Annotated in this window: 14 protein-coding genes and 1 other annotated feature; of the genes, 1 reads left to right on the plus strand and 13 read right to left on the minus strand. The window is 40.4% G+C overall.

From position 1 onward, the window contains the following. Positions 1–55: 55 nt before the first annotated feature. The 7 genes from RCG22_RS03405 to pruA form a co-directional block, all read right to left on the minus strand. Positions 56–775, minus strand: a complete 720-nt coding sequence (locus RCG22_RS03405) for a YebC/PmpR family DNA-binding transcriptional regulator (RefSeq protein WP_308105728.1) — start codon at positions 773–775, stop codon at positions 56–58. A gap of 253 nt (positions 776–1,028) precedes the next feature. After that, positions 1,029–2,294: a threonine ammonia-lyase IlvA gene (ilvA, locus tag RCG22_RS03410; protein WP_308105729.1), complete on the minus strand. Its 1,266-nt coding sequence runs from the start codon at positions 2,292–2,294 to the stop codon at positions 1,029–1,031. 90 nt (positions 2,295–2,384) lie between these two features. Further along, positions 2,385–2,631: a binding site (T-box leader), on the minus strand. A gap of 123 nt (positions 2,632–2,754) precedes the next feature. After that, the gene (locus RCG22_RS03415) at positions 2,755–4,353 is read right to left on the minus strand and encodes an amidohydrolase (protein ID WP_308105730.1); all 1,599 of its coding nucleotides are present in this window, start codon (positions 4,351–4,353) and stop codon (positions 2,755–2,757) included. A 181-nt stretch (positions 4,354–4,534) separates the two neighbouring features. Beyond that, positions 4,535–4,789, minus strand: a complete 255-nt coding sequence (locus RCG22_RS03420) for a biotin/lipoyl attachment domain-containing protein (RefSeq protein WP_308105731.1) — start codon at positions 4,787–4,789, stop codon at positions 4,535–4,537. Between the two features lie 94 nt (positions 4,790–4,883). Further along, positions 4,884–6,149 carry a Glu/Leu/Phe/Val family dehydrogenase gene (locus tag RCG22_RS03425; RefSeq protein ID WP_098262685.1) on the minus strand — a complete coding sequence of 422 codons (1,266 nt, stop codon included), beginning with the start codon at positions 6,147–6,149 and terminating at the stop codon, positions 4,884–4,886. Positions 6,150–6,221: 72 nt separating this feature from the next. Beyond that, on the minus strand, positions 6,222–7,427 hold the full coding sequence (locus tag RCG22_RS03430) for an ornithine--oxo-acid transaminase (protein ID WP_308105732.1): 1,206 nt from the start codon (positions 7,425–7,427) through the stop codon (positions 6,222–6,224). 72 nt (positions 7,428–7,499) lie between these two features. Next, positions 7,500–9,044: an L-glutamate gamma-semialdehyde dehydrogenase gene (gene pruA, locus RCG22_RS03435; RefSeq protein ID WP_308105733.1), complete on the minus strand. Its 1,545-nt coding sequence runs from the start codon at positions 9,042–9,044 to the stop codon at positions 7,500–7,502. A 308-nt stretch (positions 9,045–9,352) separates the two neighbouring features. Here pruA and RCG22_RS03440 point away from each other — a divergent pair, with 308 nt between their 5' ends. Beyond that, positions 9,353–9,871 carry a gamma carbonic anhydrase family protein gene (locus RCG22_RS03440; protein ID WP_308105734.1) on the plus strand — a complete coding sequence of 173 codons (519 nt, stop codon included), beginning with the start codon at positions 9,353–9,355 and terminating at the stop codon, positions 9,869–9,871. A 60-nt stretch (positions 9,872–9,931) separates the two neighbouring features. Here the strand turns inward: RCG22_RS03440 and RCG22_RS03445 are convergent, their stop codons facing one another. The 6 genes from RCG22_RS03445 to nasC all read right to left on the minus strand — a co-directional run bounded on the left by RCG22_RS03445 (position 9,932) and on the right by nasC (position 19,073). Beyond that, positions 9,932–11,260, minus strand: coding sequence for an MDR family MFS transporter (locus RCG22_RS03445; RefSeq protein ID WP_308105735.1), 1,329 nt, complete (start codon positions 11,258–11,260; stop codon positions 9,932–9,934). Between the two features lie 27 nt (positions 11,261–11,287). Further along, positions 11,288–12,544, minus strand: coding sequence for an MFS transporter (locus tag RCG22_RS03450; protein ID WP_308105736.1), 1,257 nt, complete (start codon positions 12,542–12,544; stop codon positions 11,288–11,290). A gap of 78 nt (positions 12,545–12,622) precedes the next feature. Beyond that, positions 12,623–13,864 (minus strand): ATP-binding protein, encoded by a 1,242-nt coding sequence (locus RCG22_RS03455; RefSeq protein WP_308105737.1) that lies wholly within the window; start codon positions 13,862–13,864, stop codon positions 12,623–12,625. A gap of 200 nt (positions 13,865–14,064) precedes the next feature. Then, complete coding sequence (gene nirD, locus RCG22_RS03460) at positions 14,065–14,388, minus strand: nitrite reductase small subunit NirD (protein ID WP_308105738.1); 324 nt, start codon at positions 14,386–14,388, stop codon at positions 14,065–14,067. Positions 14,389–14,418: 30 nt separating this feature from the next. Then, complete coding sequence (gene nirB / locus RCG22_RS03465) at positions 14,419–16,833, minus strand: nitrite reductase large subunit NirB (RefSeq protein WP_308105739.1); 2,415 nt, start codon at positions 16,831–16,833, stop codon at positions 14,419–14,421. A gap of 98 nt (positions 16,834–16,931) precedes the next feature. Beyond that, positions 16,932–19,073, minus strand: a complete 2,142-nt coding sequence (gene nasC / locus RCG22_RS03470) for an assimilatory nitrate reductase catalytic subunit NasC (RefSeq protein WP_308105740.1) — start codon at positions 19,071–19,073, stop codon at positions 16,932–16,934. Positions 19,074–19,111 lie beyond the last annotated feature (38 nt).

Raw genomic sequence — 19,111 nt, forward strand, 5'->3', positions numbered from 1 at the left:
AACGATAAAAAAATAGAAGCAGACCTATAAGTAAATCAGGTCTGCTTCTATTTTTTTATTCTCCTAAGTCTACGTTATGGTACACTTGTTGAACGTCTTCTAGATCCTCTAATACATCAATCATTTTTTCAAATTTAGCTTGTGCATCCTCAGGAAGGGTAATATCATTTTGCGCGAGCATCGTTAATTCAGCCACAGTAAAGTCCGTAACCCCTGCATTTTTGAACGCTTCTTGCACGGCATGAAATTGTTCTGGATCTGCATAAACAATCACTGATTCATCTTCTTCAATAATGTCACGAACGTCGACATCGGCTTCCATTAATAATTCAAGAACATCTTCCTCCGTTTTGCCTTCAACGCCGATAACAGCTGTTGAGTCAAACATATAGGCAACCGAACCACTCACTCCCATGTTCCCGCCATTTTTACCAAATGCAGCTCGTACATCAGAGGCTGTCCGGTTTACGTTATTCGTCAGTGCATCAACGATGACCATTGAACCATTCGGTCCGAATCCTTCATAGCGAAGTTCAGAATAACTCTCCTCCGAACCGCCTTTTGCTTTTTCAATCGCACGGTCAATAATGTGTCTTGGTACATTATACGTTTTAGCACGCTCTAGCACGAATTTTAAAGCCTGATTTGATTCAGGATTGGGTTCACCTTGTCTTGCTGCTACATAGATTTCTACCCCAAATTTGGCATAAATACGGCTTGTATTTGCATCCTTTGACGCTTTCTTTTCTTTAATATTGTTCCACTTACGACCCATTATGAACACTCTCTTTCCGCTTTTGAATCTACACAAAATTATTAACATGAAACGAAATCTACTTCAAGACATCTTCCAACTAATAATTAGGAGTTCATTACTTATTTGATTGTTTTAGTCATTGACAAATAATATTATACCTTAATTACATCATTTGTTAAGAGTCTATTAACTAAAATCAGTTAAGAAGTTGCTTTTACTATAAAAAGAGGTCGAAACCAAAGCGTTTCGACCTCTAAAAACGACTATATTTCTACACCAGCATCTGAAACAGAGTACTATCTTTATTGACTTCGCGATATAAAAATCCCTTCGCTTTGATTCGTTCGATTAACGGCTTGTAGTCGCCCTTATCCTTCAGTTCAATACCTACCAAAGCAGGACCCGTTTCTCGATTATTCTTTTTCGTATATTCAAAATGGCTAATATCATCGTTTGGTCCAAGGACATCATCTAAGAACTCACGTAAGGCACCCGGGCGCTGCGGGAATTGGACAATAAAGTAGTGCTGGAGCCCTTCATAGATTTTGGATCGCTCTTTGATTTCTTGCATCCGACCAATATCATTGTTGCCTCCACTGACAATACAGACGACCGTCTTGCCTTTAATTTGTTCGGCATACATATCCAATGCGGCCACAGAGAGTGCTCCTGTCGGCTCTACGACGATCGCATTTTCATTATATAAGGATAAAAGAGTAGTGCACACTTTTCCTTCTGGTACAACTAGAATTTCATCAATGATTTCCTTGCAAATGTTAAACGTCATTGAACCTATAGTCTTTACGGCTGCACCATCCACAAACGGATCAATTTCAGTTAAGGATGTCACTTCTCCTTTTAATAAGGATTCTTTCATACCAGATGCACCTTGGGGCTCCACACCAATTAATTGTGTTCCTGGTGAATAGTGCCTTAAATACGTACCGACTCCTGACATAAGCCCGCCGCCGCCAATGGCACCAAACAGATAGTCAATTTTTTCAGGACAGTCATTTAATAGCTCAACAGCAACTGTCCCTTGCCCGGCAATGACCTCAGGATCATCAAAAGGATGGATAAAAGTACGATTCTCTTCCCGACTGCATTCGATGGCTTTCTCATACGCATCGTCAAAGGTATCTCCAACCAAAACGATCTCAACATCTTCCTTACCCCAGAATTTAACTTGATTAACCTTTTGCTTTGGTGTAGTGCTTGGCATGAAGATTTTCCCATGGATATTTAAGAGGTGACAAGAATACGCAACCCCCTGTGCATGATTTCCTGCACTTGCACAGATAATCCCATTCTTCAACTCATCTTCGGTCAATTGTTTAATTCGATTATAAGCTCCGCGGATTTTAAAGGAACGAACGCTTTGTAAATCCTCCCGTTTTAAATAAACATGGCAGCCATATCGTTCAGACAACAAGTGATTGTATTGCAGGGGAGTCGGTGAAATAACATCCTTAATGGTATGGCTGGCAATAATAATATCCTCCACATTAAACACTTTTTTATCAACTTGTTGATTCATCTTCCTATTCCCTCCTAATTTTTCGCATCCCTACAGGAATTCTCATGGGTATAATTACATTTTTTAGACACAAAAAACTCGTCCCCATAGTATAGGGACGAGTGAACTCGCGATACCACCCTACTTCCGCAACAAACAAACATTGCGGCTCTCGATCAACGTACCATTTTTGGACGTGTTCCATTGTAACGGCGGACTTTCCGGTATAGCCTACTAATTAAGTTTCAGCTACACATCTCCGAGATGATCTTCGAATACGTCCTGACATCGACTTTCAGCAACTGTCGACTCTCTGTAGAACAAGGGCTTACTCTACTCTTCTCATCATTGATTTGTCTTCAATTTTTAATAAGGTTACCACTGAAAAAATAACCTGTCAATATTTTTTGATAATTTTAATTATTTAGTTAATAATAAAGCGCTTTCATTGATTTAGGACCATTTTATCACCATCAATACCTTATTTATTATATTTAATTTCGCCACCGATGATGGTCATTTCAATGTCTGTTTTTAGTAACTGGTCCGGATTCTCGATTGTAAATAGATTGTTCGAATAAACCGTCATATCTGCTAACTTCCCTCTTGAAATCGTACCTTTAAGATGCTCTTCATTGGTAGCGAATGCACCCCCAACTGTAAATAACTTAAAAGCTTCATCTATCGATAGTTTCTCTTTCACATTCCAACCTCCATGAGTATCTCCAGGGGACCTTCGGGTTACCGCAGCATGAATACCACGGAGAGGATCGATTGGTTCAATCGGTGCATCAGAACCGCCGGCACATAAAACGCCCGAATCAAGTAACGTTTTCCATGCATATAAATCAGGCTCTCTTTTCTCTCCAATCCTTTCTTTCACCCAAGGATAATCACTGACCACAAATCTTGGTTGAATATCAGCAATCCGACTCGAATCTGCCAAGCGCTGAACTAAATCCTTCCGAACAAGCGACGTGTGAATAATGCGATCGCGATATTCCACTTTTGGGAATTGATCGAGTACATCTAGAACATTTTCTAAAGCCTTATCGCCAATCGTATGGACAGCTATTGGCATGGCGTGTGCACGGATTTCTTGAACCATGTGATAAAGAGTTTCTTGATCATACATGGCGTCACCATATTGGCCAGGCTGGTCGTGATAGGGCTCGGACAGCAACGCGGTTCTTCTTCCAAAAGCCCCATCAGCAAAAATTTTAATGGCCCCGATTTGTAATTTCTCATTACCGAAACCTGCAAACATCCCTCTTTCAATCAAACGAGGGAGATAGGGATAATCAATGAGCAGATTGCAGCGTAACCCTTGCCCTTCTTGGTTAAGTAATTCATCATACATTTTATAAGTTGCATCCAGGCCGCCTAAATAAGCAGGATCGTTCGAGTGTACACTTGTTAATCCCTGTTTCACAGCCAATTGCATCGCCTGCTGCAAACCGTCCTTTAATTCTTGATAGGTTCGCTCCGGTATGTATTTTGTAATCAATTGAGAAGCTGATTCCAGCAGTAATCCAGTTGGATTCTTTGTCATCGGATCAAGAACGACCGTCCCCCCTGTTGGGACTGAGTTTGAGGGATGATACTGACTCATTTCAAGTGCCTTGCTATTGACCAAAAAAGCATGGTGACAAATTCGTTTTAGATATACAGGACAATGCGGTGCAACATGATCTAATTCTTCAATGGTGGGAATGTTCCCTTCTGTAAAGAGGTTTTCATCCCAACCCATTCCGATAAGCCACTTTCCGGGCGTAACGGTATTTGCCTTCTCCTTAATTTTATCGAGCATTTGGGTTTTTGAATTTACACCGGTTAAATCAAGATCTAAAAAGTTGAATGCGACACCTGAAAGATGCAGGTGGCTGTCGATTAATCCTGGTGTAACCATTTTTCCATATAAATCAACGAGCTTTGACCCTGTTCGGCCCCATTGCAAAATCATTTCTTGGTGAGTCCCTAAATCAATGATCCTGCCTTTCTCAACGACGACTGACTCCACGAATGGCTGGCTTGGATCCAAAGTATAGAAAGACCCATTTGTAAAAATTGTCTTGGTCATTTCAACCTCCATAAAAAAAATTTTTTTCTTCTATTATATTAGCAGGTCGACAGCAAGATAGACTATTTTAAAATTCATGTATTTAGTAAAACAACGATTCAGAAAAGTAATAAACTAACGATAATGTTAAAAAACTCTTTCCGAAGAAACGGAAAGAGTTTTTTTAAAGTATATCAAGTTCTTAATCTGACCCTGTAATTATCATATCATCTTGGATGGTTGCTAGGACGGTATGAGTATTTACTACTTGCCCCTTTTTAACAGGTAAGGAGGTTATATATCCGCTGATTCCAATTGAAATCTCCTCAATTTTGCCGCTTTTTGTTTTAATTAAAAACAGCCTCTCCCACTCATATACATGGTTGCGCTCCTCTGTTAGAACAGTTTCTACAGTACCAGAATATGGACTGAATACAACTTCTTCCACTACGGACAAATATCTCCACTCCTTATTAATTTGCTTATAGTTATCGAACAGATAGAGGATTTTTCGTCCATCTGAGTAGGGAGTAACAATTATTCAGATCCCCTTATACCCATCCTCTGAAACGAGAAGCCTCTGCTACTTTCCTTATGCCAACCATGTATGCTGCTAAGCGCATGTCTACCTGATGTGTTTTAGAAGTTTGATAGATATTGTCAAAGGAACTTACCATTACCTTCTTAAGCTTTTCATCTACTTCTTCTTCCGTCCAATAATAGCCTTGATTATTTTGCACCCATTCAAAATATGAAACGGTTACTCCACCTGCGCTTGCAAGAATATCCGGAACAAGAATGATACCGCGCTCCGTGAGAATTCTTGTTGCCTCAAGTGTAGTCGGTCCATTCGCTGCTTCCACAACAATAGGTGCTTTAATATGGGCTGCGTTTTTGGCTGTGATTTGATTCGAAATAGCTGCCGGAACAAGAATATCACAGTCTAATTCCAGTAGTTCCTGATTTGTGATTGTATCTTTAAAGAGCTGCGAGAATGTGCCAAAGCTGTCCCTTCGATCAAGCAAGTAATTAATATCGAGCCCATTGGGATCGTAAATAGCGCCATATACATCGGATACAGCAACAACCTTAGCTCCCGCATCATGCATAAATTTCGCTAAATAACTTCCGGCATTTCCAAAGCCTTGAATAACAACACGGGCTCCCTGGAGCTGTTTATCTATTTTCTTCAATGCTTCTTCGATACAAATGGTTACACCGCGGGCAGTCGCAGTTTCACGGCCCTGAGAACCTCCGAGGACGATTGGTTTCCCGGTAATAAATCCTGGTGAATCAAATTCACGCAGGCGGCTGTACTCATCCATCATCCAGGCCATAATCTGCGAATTCGTATACACATCTGGCGCTGGAATATCTTTTGAAGGTCCCACGATTTGGCTGACCGCACGAACATAACCGCGGCTTAACCCTTCAAGTTCTCTAAACGACATGTTGCGCGGATCACAAATGATACCGCCTTTACCGCCGCCATAAGGTAGATCCGTGATACCGCACTTTAAGCTCATCCAGATGGACAAGGCTTTTACTTCTTCTTCATCCACTTCCGGGTGGAAACGGACGCCGCCTTTTGTAGGGCCGACGGCATCATTATGCTGGGAACGATACCCAGTAAATATTTTGACTGATCCATCGTCCATTCTTACAGGAATGCGTACGGTTAACAATCGGATCGGTTCCTTTAATAATTCGTACATTTCGTTGTTATAGCCTAATTTTGTAAGAGCTTGTTGAATAATCGTTTGAGTTGAATTGAACAAATTTAATGATTCTGTTTCCGCTTGTTGTTCTTTTTCCATTTCAGTTACTATCGTTTTAACAGACATCCCCAGACACCCCGTCGAATAATAGTTTATTTTTTTATATAAAAATTAGCTTAAAACCGTTTTAATTTTTTCAAAAGCCCAATCAATTTCTTCTGTGGTGATTGTAAGCGGTGGTGCAAACCGAATAACGGTATCATGTGTTTCTTTACATAATAAGCCTTCTTCTTTTAACTGCTCACAATAAGGTCTTGCAGCTTCGGTTAGTTCGACGCCGATAAACAAGCCGCGGCCTCTGATGGTTTTAATTTTTGGATTATCGATTGACTGTAATAAATCAATGAAATATTGACCTATTTCCAGCGAGCGCTCGGCCAGTTTTTCTTCCTCAATGACAGCCAAGGCTGCAAGTGAGACCGCGCATGCCAGAGGATTTCCACCAAATGTAGAACCGTGGGAACCAGGATTGAATACGCCTAATACATCTGAATTTGCCACCACACAAGAAATAGGGAACACACCGCCACCTAGTGCTTTACCTAGGATCAGCATGTCTGGATTCACATCTTCCCAATCGCAAGCAAACATTTTCCCAGTACGGGCTAAGCCGACTTGAATTTCATCAGCTATGAATAATACATTGTTTTCCTTACATAAATCTGCTGCTGCTTTTAAAAATCCTTCTGGTGGTAAAATAATTCCTGCTTCCCCTTGAATAGGCTCAATTAAAAAAGCGGCTGTATTCGGAGTGATTGCTCCTTTTAATGCCTCGAGATCACCGTAAGGAATGAGGTTAATTCCCGGTAGCATTGGACCGAAACCACGCTTATATTCTGGATCTGATGATAAGGAAACAGCACCCATTGTCCGGCCATGGAAGTTCCCAACGCAAGCAATAATTTCAGCTTGATTTTCTGAAATCCCTTTTACATCATAACCCCAGCGGCGGGCAGCTTTTAGGGCCGTTTCAACAGCTTCTGCTCCTGTATTCATTGGAAGTGCCATATTTTTATTCGTTAATTGACAAATCTTCTCATACCATGGACCCAATTGATCATTATGAAAAGCACGAGAGGTTAACGTTACTTTATCGGCTTGATCTTTCAATGCTTGGATAATTTTTGGATGGCGATGTCCTTGGTTAACCGCAGAATAAGCGCTAAGCATATCCATGTAACGATTTCCTTCTGGGCTTTCCACCCAAACCCCCTCTGCCTTGGCAATTACGATTGGCAGTGGATGATAGTTATTTGCACCAAATTTATCTGTTTGTTCAATGATTTGCTTTGTTTTAGTAGTTTCAGAGACTGTCATAATAGTTCCTCCTTCAATTTGTTCTGACAGGTGAAGTAATCCCACCTGTCATGTTGACATAGTTGTCGTTTTTTATAATGTTTCAGAAGTTGTTTTTGCCTGCATGTGAAGCAGTAAGTATTCTGGACCGCCCGCTTTGGAATCTGTACCTGACATATTGAATCCGCCAAACGGTTGATAGCCAACGATGGCACCCGTACATACGCGATTAAAGTAAAGATTACCGACGTGGAATTCTTCGCGCGCACGTTCAAGATGCTCGCGGTTATTCGTGATCAATGCACCTGTTAAACCGTAGTCGGTGTTATTGGCAATCGTCATCATATGGTCAAAGTCACGTGCTTTACTAATACCAAGAACTGGTCCAAAAATTTCTTCCTGCATTAAGCGTGCATTTTCATCTAAATCAGCAAAGATCGTCGGTTGGATGAAGAACCCTTTAGAATCATCGCCCTCGCCGCCAGTCATAAGCCGGCCTTCTTGCTTGCCAACTTCAATATATTCCACGATTTTTTTGAACGATTTACCATCAATAACTGGTCCCATATAATTAGTTACATCTTCAGGGTTGCCAAGTGTAAGTGTTCTTGTTAAAGCGACAACCTTCTCAAGGACCGTATCATAGACATCCTGATGAATGACTGCCCGTGAACCCGCTGAACATTTTTGGCCTGAAAAGCCGAAAGCGGAAAAGACAATACTTGATGCAGCTAAATCTAAATCCGCATCGTTATCTACAACAACAGTGTCTTTACCACCCATTTCAGCAATGACCCGTTTGATCCATTTTTGTCCTTTATGAACCTTGGCAGCACGTTCGTTAATGCGGCAGCCAACTTCTCGTGATCCTGTAAACGATACGAATCGTGTTTTTGGATGATCAACAAGGTAATCTCCGATTTGCGCGCCGCTTCCTGGTACAAAGTTTAGGACACCTTTTGGAAGTCCAGCTTCCTCCAGCAACTCAACAAATTTAGCTGCAACCACTGGTGTAGAATTTGCAGGCTTTAGAAGTACGGTATTTCCAGAGACAATCGCGGCAATCGTTGTTCCAGCCATAATGGCTAATGGAAAGTTAAAAGGTGAAATGATAATTCCCACCCCAAGTGGGATATAGTTATATTGATTAAATTCTCCGTTACGGCTTTGTACTGGTGAGCCTTCTTTCAATCTCAGCATTTGACGGGCATAATACTCGATGAAGTCGATGGCTTCTGCGGTATCGGCATCTGCTTCTTTCCATGGCTTTCCGGCTTCTTTCACTAGATAAGCAGAAAACTCATGTTTGCGGCGGCGCATAATCGCAGCTGCCTTGAAAAGAATATTGGCACGATGTTCAGGCTTCCATGTTTTCCAAGTTTCAAATGTGGTTAATGCGGCATTCATAGCCTGTTCTGCTAATTCTTGGTCGGCCATTGAAACTCGACCAATGATTTCTTCTTTATTTGCCGGATTTATGGAGATAATTTTTTCCTCAGTAGTAACGGCTTCTCCACCAATGACAACTGGATAATCTTTTCCTAATTGTGATTGAACATAGGCAAGTGCCTCTTGAAATGCTTGTTTATTTTTTTCATCTTCAAAATTTGTAAATGGTTCATGTGTATACGGTTTCAATTTTTGTTCCCCCTTGTCGTTTGCTACAGTAAATTAATATGCAAGTTGCATGCCAACTTGGTTTTTTGCATAAATAAAGGGTTTATGATCCTTTTGGTGCAAAAATATTTTGCGCAAAATAAATAATTGTTTAGTAAAAGCAAAAATATTTTGCATTTGATAAATAAAATCTATAAATAAGTGCAAATAAATTTAAAAGGATAATCTATTTGAAAGGGATAAATACAATTCTTAACATCTTACTAATAAATAAATGATATATTTAGATTAATAGAAAGACAATTCAGTAATTTAAAGGAGAGATTCATATGTTAATCCCTTACAAGGGTATATCCCCTGAGGTTCATGATTCAGTATTTGTGGCACCCGGTGCCTATTTAATTGGGGATGTGAGAATAGGAAAGGATTCATCTGTCTGGTTTAATGCGGTATTAAGAGGAGATGACGGACCAATCATCATTGGGGAGCGATGCAGCATCCAGGATAATTCGACGATTCATTTATTCGAAGGATTTCCGGTTGAAATAGCAGATGATGTGACCATTGGCCATAATGTTATTTTGCATGGCTGTAAGGTTGGCAAACGATGCATTATTGGCATGGGTTCAACACTTTTAGACAATGTGGAGGTTGGTGACGATTGTATTATTGGGGCCAATACGCTGTTATCCGGTGGAATAAAAATTCCACCCCGCTCCCTTGTATTGGGCTCTCCGGGAAGAGTAGTCCGCGAAATAACTCAAAAGGATCTCGATTTACTGCAAATGTCGAGCGAGCATTATGTTAAACGGGGAAAAGAGTTTAGGGAGATATTGAATAAATCTTAGGGATAAAAAGGAGTGCCTGACACCAACATTTGTTGGTGTCAGGCACCATAAGGTTTTAAACTATTTACTCTCACTACCGGAAGGTGTTTTAGCAGGGATTAAAAAGCTTAGTAGGATTGTAAGGAAGCTCAAACAAAGGGCATAAAGGAAGACATTTTTTATTCCAATACCGATGTTTGCTGCTTGATTGATGATCAGACCCATGATGGTCACCCCAATCGAGGTCCCAATGTTTTTTAGAAACATTTGCAGTGATGTAGACATCCCTTTGATGTGGGATTCAGCAAATTCTTGAGAAGCAATCGTTCCTACTGCAAATAAGAGACCAAATGATACACCCTGGATCGTTAAGATGAAAAATAAACTAAAGTAGGTTAAATCCGCAATAAATAAGTATAAAGCTAAACCGGAAACAGTCGTTATCACGCTTCCAATAATAAATAAGCTTTTGTATCCAAAGCGGATGATCCACTTTCCGGCTGGGGTACTTCCAAACATCCAGCCCACCGCAATACTGAGGAGAATAAGACCGCTTTTATAAATACTCATATGACTTCCTTCTTGAAGGTATAACGGAATAAAGTTGGATGTCCCAAAAAAGGAAAGACAGTAAACTAGCATAAAAAGGTTTGTCATGAGGATTCCTTTGTTCTTAAACAACGAAACAGGTAAGAACGGATGTGCTACTTTCCTCTCCACCAAAAGAAAAATAATCAAACCAAAGATTCCAATGATAAGATACCAAAAAGAGTTTCTAACATTCGTAGATAACAATAAGAGCGAAATCGAGATCCCAAATAAGAAGAAGCCTTTGTAGTCAATATGGGTTTTCTTGAATTCGATTTTTTCCTTATATGGAATCAGACAGAGAACAGTTGCAATCCCAATCGGAACATTGATAAAGAAAATCCATCTCCAAGTTAGTTCTTCCACAAAAAACGAACCCAACACGGGACCAACAATAGATGAAATGGCCCATATGCTGCTAAAAACTGCTTGAATTTTCCCGCGGCTTTCAATCGTAAACAAATCCCCAACAATGATCATGGAGAGCGGAATCATCCCGCCTGCCCCTATCCCTTGGACCCCTCTAAAAATAATCAGCGTCACAATGGAATTGGCCAATCCACACAGAATTGAACCTAAAGTAAATATGGCAACAGCGATTATTAATAATTTTTTCCTACCGTACATATCCGATAATTTTCCATAAAGCGGCACTGTAACAGTGCTTGCTAACATATATACAACAAATATCCACGCGAACAACTCCATTCCTCCGAGTTGTTTCACGATGGTAGGGCTTGCCGTTTGCATTATGTTTGCGTCAAGTGCTGATATAAGAGTAGAAATGACGAGACCCCAAAACACATACCTATTCTTTTGCATAACTTCCTCCAACCCATTTGATTTACATTAATTATAATTTCGAATCCCTTTATTAAACATGACTAAAACAGAGATAAGAACGATGACAATACTAAAGGTAACAAAAGTGAAGATTTCACCTACCCCTTCTGCGATCCATCCTGTTAGTAAATAACCGACAGGAAGTAAGGCGAATGAGCCAAGCATATCTAAACTGACGACACGTCCAAATTTATCTTCAGGAACTAATTCCTGGAGACTAATTTCCCAAATCAAGCCGAATAACATCATCCCTGCCCCTTCAAGGAACATGAAGACCATTAAAAAAGGAACCGATGAAATGAAAGGCATAAATAATAAACCAAGTCCACTTACACCCACACCAATATAGGCGAGCAGGCCTCTTTTCTTCCATTCTCTCCTTAGTCCAAACACAATGCCACAAACGATTGCTCCTGCTCCAGATGCGGAAAGGACAAGACCAAACACAACCGGCTCAAATTGATAATAGACATTAATGAGCCAAGGAATTAAAATTCGAATGATTCCGCCTGAAAATATATTAACTAACGAGAATGTAAGAATAGTAATCCATAGCCAGGACTCTTGTTTTAGGACCTCAACACCTTCAAAGAAATCTTGTTTGATAGTGTTTTTCTTTTCTATAGTGACGGTCGATTGTTGAAAGGTTAAAGAACGAAGACTTAATAAAAAGAACAACGATATTATGTAGGTGATCGCATCAATTCCAAAACCCCACGCCGCTGAAAACGAACTGATAATCATTCCTCCAATAATAGGTCCAAAGATTCTTAAGGCCTGAACACTTACTTGGGTAATCGAGTTGGCCGCATTGCGAATATCCTTCGTAAATACCTTTGCTCGAACCGCCGAATAGGCCGGCTGAAAGAAGCTGTCCATTGTCCCCATAATAAACATGATAATAAATAAAAAAAACATATTCAGTTGATCCATAAAAGCTAATCCAGCTAATAGCACCATCAGGAAGAACCGAACAAGATCAACTACAAACATGATTTTTACTCTATTCATTTTATCAACCAGGATGCCCGAAACAGGGAGAAGTACGACAAAAGGCAGCATGTAGACAGCCATGACAGTTCCCATCATAGCGGTTGATTTTGATAATTGGAGGACAACAATCGGCAGGATCACATTCGTTATCGAACTTCCTAATAAGGAAAAAATTTGCCCGAAAAGTAACGCAGAAAAGTGCTTAGATTGCTTAAATAGTTGAAAAAAGGTAAACTCACGTGACATTTGTTTCGTTTGTAATGATCCCACATACTCCCTCCTAATCTCTTCATTCTATATCTATGATGATATCTTATCATTTTTCATCAAAATAGAATAAGCCATTCATTAAGAATGGCTTACTTCCATCTTCAATAACGGCTGAGTAGTCGTAGGTAAGATGACTTCGATAGTGGTTCCTTCATTAATTTTACTATGAATATGTAGTTCCCCATTATGGCCTTCGATAATTTTGAAGCAAGTCATCAAGCCAAGACCGGTGCCTTTTTCTTTTGTTGTATAAAATGGTTCTCCTAATGTAGAAATCCGTTCTTGTGGAATGCCTACACCTTGATCGATAATCTGAATCGAGATTTTCCCTGCTTCTTTTTCCTTTACGACTACATAAATATTTCCGCCCTTAGGCATAGCTTCCATCGCGTTCTTCAGCAAATTTAGAAATACTTGCTTTAGTTGATTTTCCTCGCAGCTGATCAACGGCAAATCATTATCAGATTCTACAAAGATTTGTACATTATTTAGTAGCGACTGATTGTTGAATAAAGTGATAACTTCTTTTAATAAAATCTTAATATCCTGTGTCATATAAACAGCAGCGGTTGGTTTGGCAAGAACTAAGAATTCCCCGACGATCTCATTAATCCGGTCAAGCTCAGATAATACGATATCGAAATATTCTTCTTTCCTAGTGTTAGTCTTTAAGAGCTGTATAAATCCTTTGATTGATGTGAGTGGATTCCGAATTTCATGCGCTATTCCGGCCGCCATTTGACCTAACAATGCCAGTTTTTCAGACTTTTGAAGCAGACGTTCTGTTTCCTCCATCTTTTCTGTAATATCTTTCCCAATCGACAAAACCGCTTCTTTTCCGCCAAAAACAATAAACATGGAAGAGACTTCAAAGAAAAATGAACTTCCATCCAAACGTTTCGCTTTATATTCAATCGTATTTACAGGCTGCTTCTCTTTCTTTATTTGTTTAAATCGTTCATCCAATCGGTCTTTATAATCTGGAGTAATGAAATCGAGAATAGACTTTCCGTTTAAATCTTTTAGATTAGTCGCCCCCATCATGCTTTTTGCGGCTTCATTTACATATAAAAACTTAAGGTCCCTCGTCACGTAAACTGGTGCCGGCAATGAATCAATCAATTTTTTATAGCTCTCCTCACTGGCACGTGCCTTTTTTTCATAGTATCGTGCCTTATCATATTGCCATCCCACTACCCAGGCAATCAGGGTAAACAGAAAAAAGTCGAACGAAAAAAAAGGATGATGATCATAGATCTTTTGGAAACTGGTAAATAAAATCGAAAGGAATACTAGAAAAATTTGTCCTGATTTTTGCATTATTTAGCCCTCGTATTTAGGTATATTTACTTATGTGTATTCGACAATTTTCTTTATTATCCTTTTTTTTCCTATCAACAATTTTATTATGAAGGAAAATAGCAAATAATCCACCAAAATCTAGTGTTGGTGGATTATTTTATGCTACATATTCTCTTTTAAAAGGATTATTAGTACAAAAGAGTTGTTGAAAAATTCAATTAATCTATTAGAAGAAATACTTCTTCTCCGACTGTTTGGGTTTGATAGGTTTTCACACAGCCCGTATCTGGGTCTTGGACCTTTCCATCCTCTAAACATATTTTCCAATCATGCATCGGACAGAAAACAAATTCACCGCTTACCATTCCTTCGCTCAAGACTCCGCCCTTATGTGGACAGCGATTTTCCACCGCACGGATGCTCCCGTTTAATAATTTAAATACCGCTACTTCTGTTTTACCAACAAAAACAATTTTTCCCAGTCTCTCTGGAAGATCCTGAATTGAACCGATGGACACCACTTTTGCGCTTTTTTTTATCATTGAAACATCTGCTCCCTCCATAGTAGGTTTCTACGACTTTACTACACTCTCAAACAATTCTTTTTTTATCTTTGCATCTTCCGTTATCGTCTTCCATGGATCTCTGACAACAGATAATGCATCATTGATACGAGTATTCAATTGTTTACGTTTTTGATGATCATCAAGAACAGAGCGGACATGCGCCAACCCAATACGTTCAATCCAAGCAGACGTCCGTTCTAAGTAGTTGGCTGTCTCACGGTAATACTGAAGATAGGCACCGGTAATTTCCATCGCTTCTTCGGATGTTTTTACGGTGTATAGCAGGTCTCCGCCGCGGACATGTGTTCCGCCATTCCCACCGACATAAAGTTCCCAGCCACCATCAATCCCAATAAAACCTATATCTTTAAACCCTGACTCCGCACAGCTTCTCGGACAAGCAGAAACGGCCATTTTCACTTTATGTGGTGTTTGCAAGCCTTCAAATTTCTTTTCAAGGTCGATCCCCAGTCCAAGTGAATCTTGGGTGCCGAAACGGCAGAATTGATCCCCGACACATGTTTTTACCGTTCGCAGTGATTTTCCATAGGCTGAACCTGACGGCATATCCAAATCAGTCCATACTTTCGGCAAATCTTCTTTTTTCACGCCAAGTAAGTCGATCCTTTGACCTCCAGTTAGTTTTACCATCGGTATTTCATATTTATCGACCACGTCAGCAATCCGTCTTAAGTCCTGTGCATTTGTTACACCGCCGTACATACGCGGAACAACAGAATAGGTTCCATCCTTTTGGATATTTGCATGCATGCGCTCGTTGACAAATCGAGACTCCTTTTCATCCTGATAATCAATCGGATGAACCATACCCAAGTAATAGTTCAGAGCAGGGCGGCATTTTGAACACCCTTCCTCAGTACTCCACCCAAGTACATTCATCACTTCTTTGATGTGGGTCAGCCCTTTTGTTTTTATCTCTTCTACGACTTCATCTCTCGCTAAATGGGTACAGCTGCAAATCGCTTCTTTCTGGACAGTGCTGTCAAACTCTGAACCGAGCGTAAGTTTTAACACTTCCGCAACAAGCGGTTTACATCCTCCGCATGACCTGGATGCACTAGTGCAAGCTTTGATTTCATCAACCGATGAACATCCTTGATTTTGTATTGCCTGAATTATTGCCCCTTTGGATACACCATTACATCCACAGATGATTTCCTCTTCACTCATGGATGCAACTAAGCTGCCACCAAAGTCATCATTGAGAGGCTGAAGAAGCGAGACCTTCGTGGTGAAGGAAACGTCTGCTTGCTTTTGAATCATCGAAAAAAGACGGTTCCCATCACTGCTATCGCCAAACAGCACGGCACCAACAATTCGATTGTCTTTTAACACAATCTTCTTATAGATGCTGTCATTTCCATCAAAGACTTTAATGGCTTCCTTCCCTTCGCCTTCCATAAAATCACCGGCTGAAAACACATCAACCCCTGAAACCTTCAACTGTGTGGATAATACCGAGCCTTGATAACCCGTAGTCCCCAACCCGCAAATATGTTTCGCTAATACTCTTCCTTGCTCATATAAGGGGGCTACCAGACCATAAACTGTACCATTGTGCTCGGCACACTCTCCAACCGAGTAAATATTAGGAATGCTCGTTTGCAGGTATTCATTCACGACAATCCCACGATTAACAGCAATGTCTGTTTCTTTGGCTAATTCAACGTTTGGCTTGATACCAACTGCCATGACGACTAAGTCAGCATCAAGCAACGTCCCATCGCTAAACCTTAGACCTTCTACGCGATCATTCCCAAATATTTCTCGCGTTTGTTTTCCTAATAAAAATTTCATTCCCTGTTGTTCTAATTCTCTTTTCAGCAGTTTCCCTGCTTGAGGGTCTAATTGGCGCTCCATTAAATACGGGGCGAGATGAATGACCGAAACATCCATTCCTAAGTTTAGAAGACCTCTTGCCGCTTCGAGTCCGAGCAAACCACCACCAATCACGGCTGCCTTTTTATACTTTTTCGAATTATCAAGCATGACCTCTGTGTCCTTTATATCCCGAAAGGCTGTTACTCCTTTCTTATCCGCTCCAGGAATCGGAAGGATAAACGGGATAGACCCTGACGCAATAATCAGTTCATCATACGGTTCAATTCTTCCTAAGTCGGTTACAACTACTTTTCTTTCTGAATCAATTTTGATCACTGTTTCACTTGCGAACAACTGAATGTTGTTCTCTGTGTACCATTCCCAGTCATTGAGCGTTATGTCTTTTACCTTCGTATCCCCTTGCAGTACCTTTGATAGCAGAATCCTATTATAATTCGGGTGTGGCTCGCTTCCGAAAATAGTAATCTCGAATAAATCCTTCGATACCTTCAAGATCTCTTCTATGGCTCTCACTCCAGCCATTCCATTACCTACAAGAACCAACTTTTTCTTATTCACGTTAGCTTTCCTCCACTTCGAAAGTTTCTTAAACTATATCACAGCCCACTCAAGAACTAACTTAATGTGTAAGGTCTTCTAACACAGAAATTTTAATTTCAGAAATCAGTAACTGGCCGCACTTTAACGGCGCTGACTTTAAAGCCAGGCATTTTGCAGGCGAGATCCAATTCTTTTGAAACGAGGAGATTAATATTTTGTGAGTCTGCCCAGTGAAAAGGAACAAAAATGGTATCATGACGAATGGATTCCGACCATTTACTTCTCACCACAACATTTCCACTTCTCGATTCAATCTTTACTAGTGATTGGTCCCGGATCTGAAATTTTACTGCAGTTTGTGGATGAATTTCCATAAACGGTTCTATGTTCCTTGCCGCTAAAGCGGGACTTTTTCTTGTTTGAACTCCTGTTAGATAGTGTGACATGACTCTTCCGGTTGTTAGAAAAAGCGGGAATTCTTCGGACACATGTTCTTTAGGCACCTCAGGGATGTTCGAAACGACCACCATTTCTGCCTTTCCGTCAGAATGGGCGAAGGAAGTCTCAAAAACGCGTTTCGTCCCCTTGTGGTCAGTGTCTGGACACGGCCATAGGATCCCGCCTTCTTTTTTAAGACGATCGTATGTCATTCCGGAATAATCTGCCTTCCCTCCATTGCTCGCCAGTCTTAATTCCGTAAAAATTTCCTCAGCAGTTGAAAAGGAAAAATACTCTTCTTTTCCAAGCACACGGGCAATTTCACATATGATTTGCCAGTCATGCTTGGCTTCTCCGGGACACGGATAGCTTGCTTCTCTCAACGTAACTCGTCCTTCAAGATTCGTCATTGTCCCTTCATCTTCTAAATAGGAGGAAGCAGGCAAGATCAAATCTGCTAACTTTGCTGTTTCTGAAACGAACAGATCGACCGCCACGAAGAATTTCAACTTTTTCATAGCCTCTTTGACGAAATGGGCATTCGGATTAGAGACAACCGGATTGGAGCACATTAAAAACAGCGCTTGAATTTCACCTTCATCAATTTTCTCCATCATTTCATAGGCAGAAACACCCTTTCCGGGCAAATCATCCTTGTTCACACCCCAAATTTGGGCAATATATTCTCGATGTTCCTCGTTCTCAATGGAACGATATCCAGGCAGCTGATCTGCCTTCTGGCCATGCTCTCTCGCCCCCTGTCCATTACCCTGTCCGGTAATAGCTCCATAACCACAGCCTGACTTGCCAATTTTCCCCGTTGAACACAGAATATTTAGGAAATTACGGACAGTCAGCGTACCATTTGTGTGCTGTTCCACTCCTCTCGCTGTAAAAATCATTCCTGTTTCTTCTTTGCCAAACCTAACTGCCGCTTTCCGAATAAGCGGGATGGGAACTCCTGTTATCTCTTCAATTTCTTCTAAACAGAGCGATAATACATACTCCCGAACTTCTTCAAACCCGTTCACACGTTCTTGGATAAACGCTTCATCCACATAATTCTCTTCCAGAATAACTTTCAATAACCCATTAGCTAACACGGCATCGGTACCCGGTTTCGGTTGTAAATGCAAGTCTGCTATTTTCGTTGTTGCTGTTTCCCGAGGATCGATGGCGATAATATAAGCACCATTTTCTTTCGCCCTTTCGAAATAGGGCATAATTGTGGGCTGACATTCAGCAATATTCGTCCCAGCTAAAATAAGACAACAAGTAGATGTGATTTCGGACAAGCTATTAGTGAATCCTCTATCCAATCCAAACGTTTGACTAGCAGCAGATGCAGCGGCAGACATACAAAAACGGCCATTATAATCAATGTATTTTGTTTTTAAAGCAACACGGGCAAATTTCCCCAATAAGTAGGCTTCTTCATTCGTGATTGACGCACTCCCATAAACCGCTAAAGCATTCAGTCCCGCTTCTTCCTGGATTTTCGTAAAATTTTCTTTGATCAGGTCTAACGCTTTCTCCCATGTAGTCCGGACAAATTCGCCATTGACCTTTACCATGGGATATTTCAAGCGTTCCTTATGAAAAGCATGCTGATGGGCATTCATGCCTTTAATACATAATCGCCCCTCTGAAGTGGGATTGTCTTTTCCAATGGTTATATATTTTTTTCTAGTAACGATTGATTGTTCGATCAATTGCATTTTACATTGCATGCTGCAAAATGGACATTGGGTATCATACCTTTTTTCCGATTTTACTTCTTGTTCTTTTGTACGGAAATACTTTAATAGCGCCTCTGTCATGGTATCTCACCCTTTCCCCTTTTTTTAATATATAGGTA

The sequence above is a fragment of the Neobacillus nitrireducens genome (assembly GCF_030915405.1).
Taxonomy (GTDB): Bacteria; Bacillota; Bacilli; order Bacillales; family Cytobacillaceae; genus Neobacillus.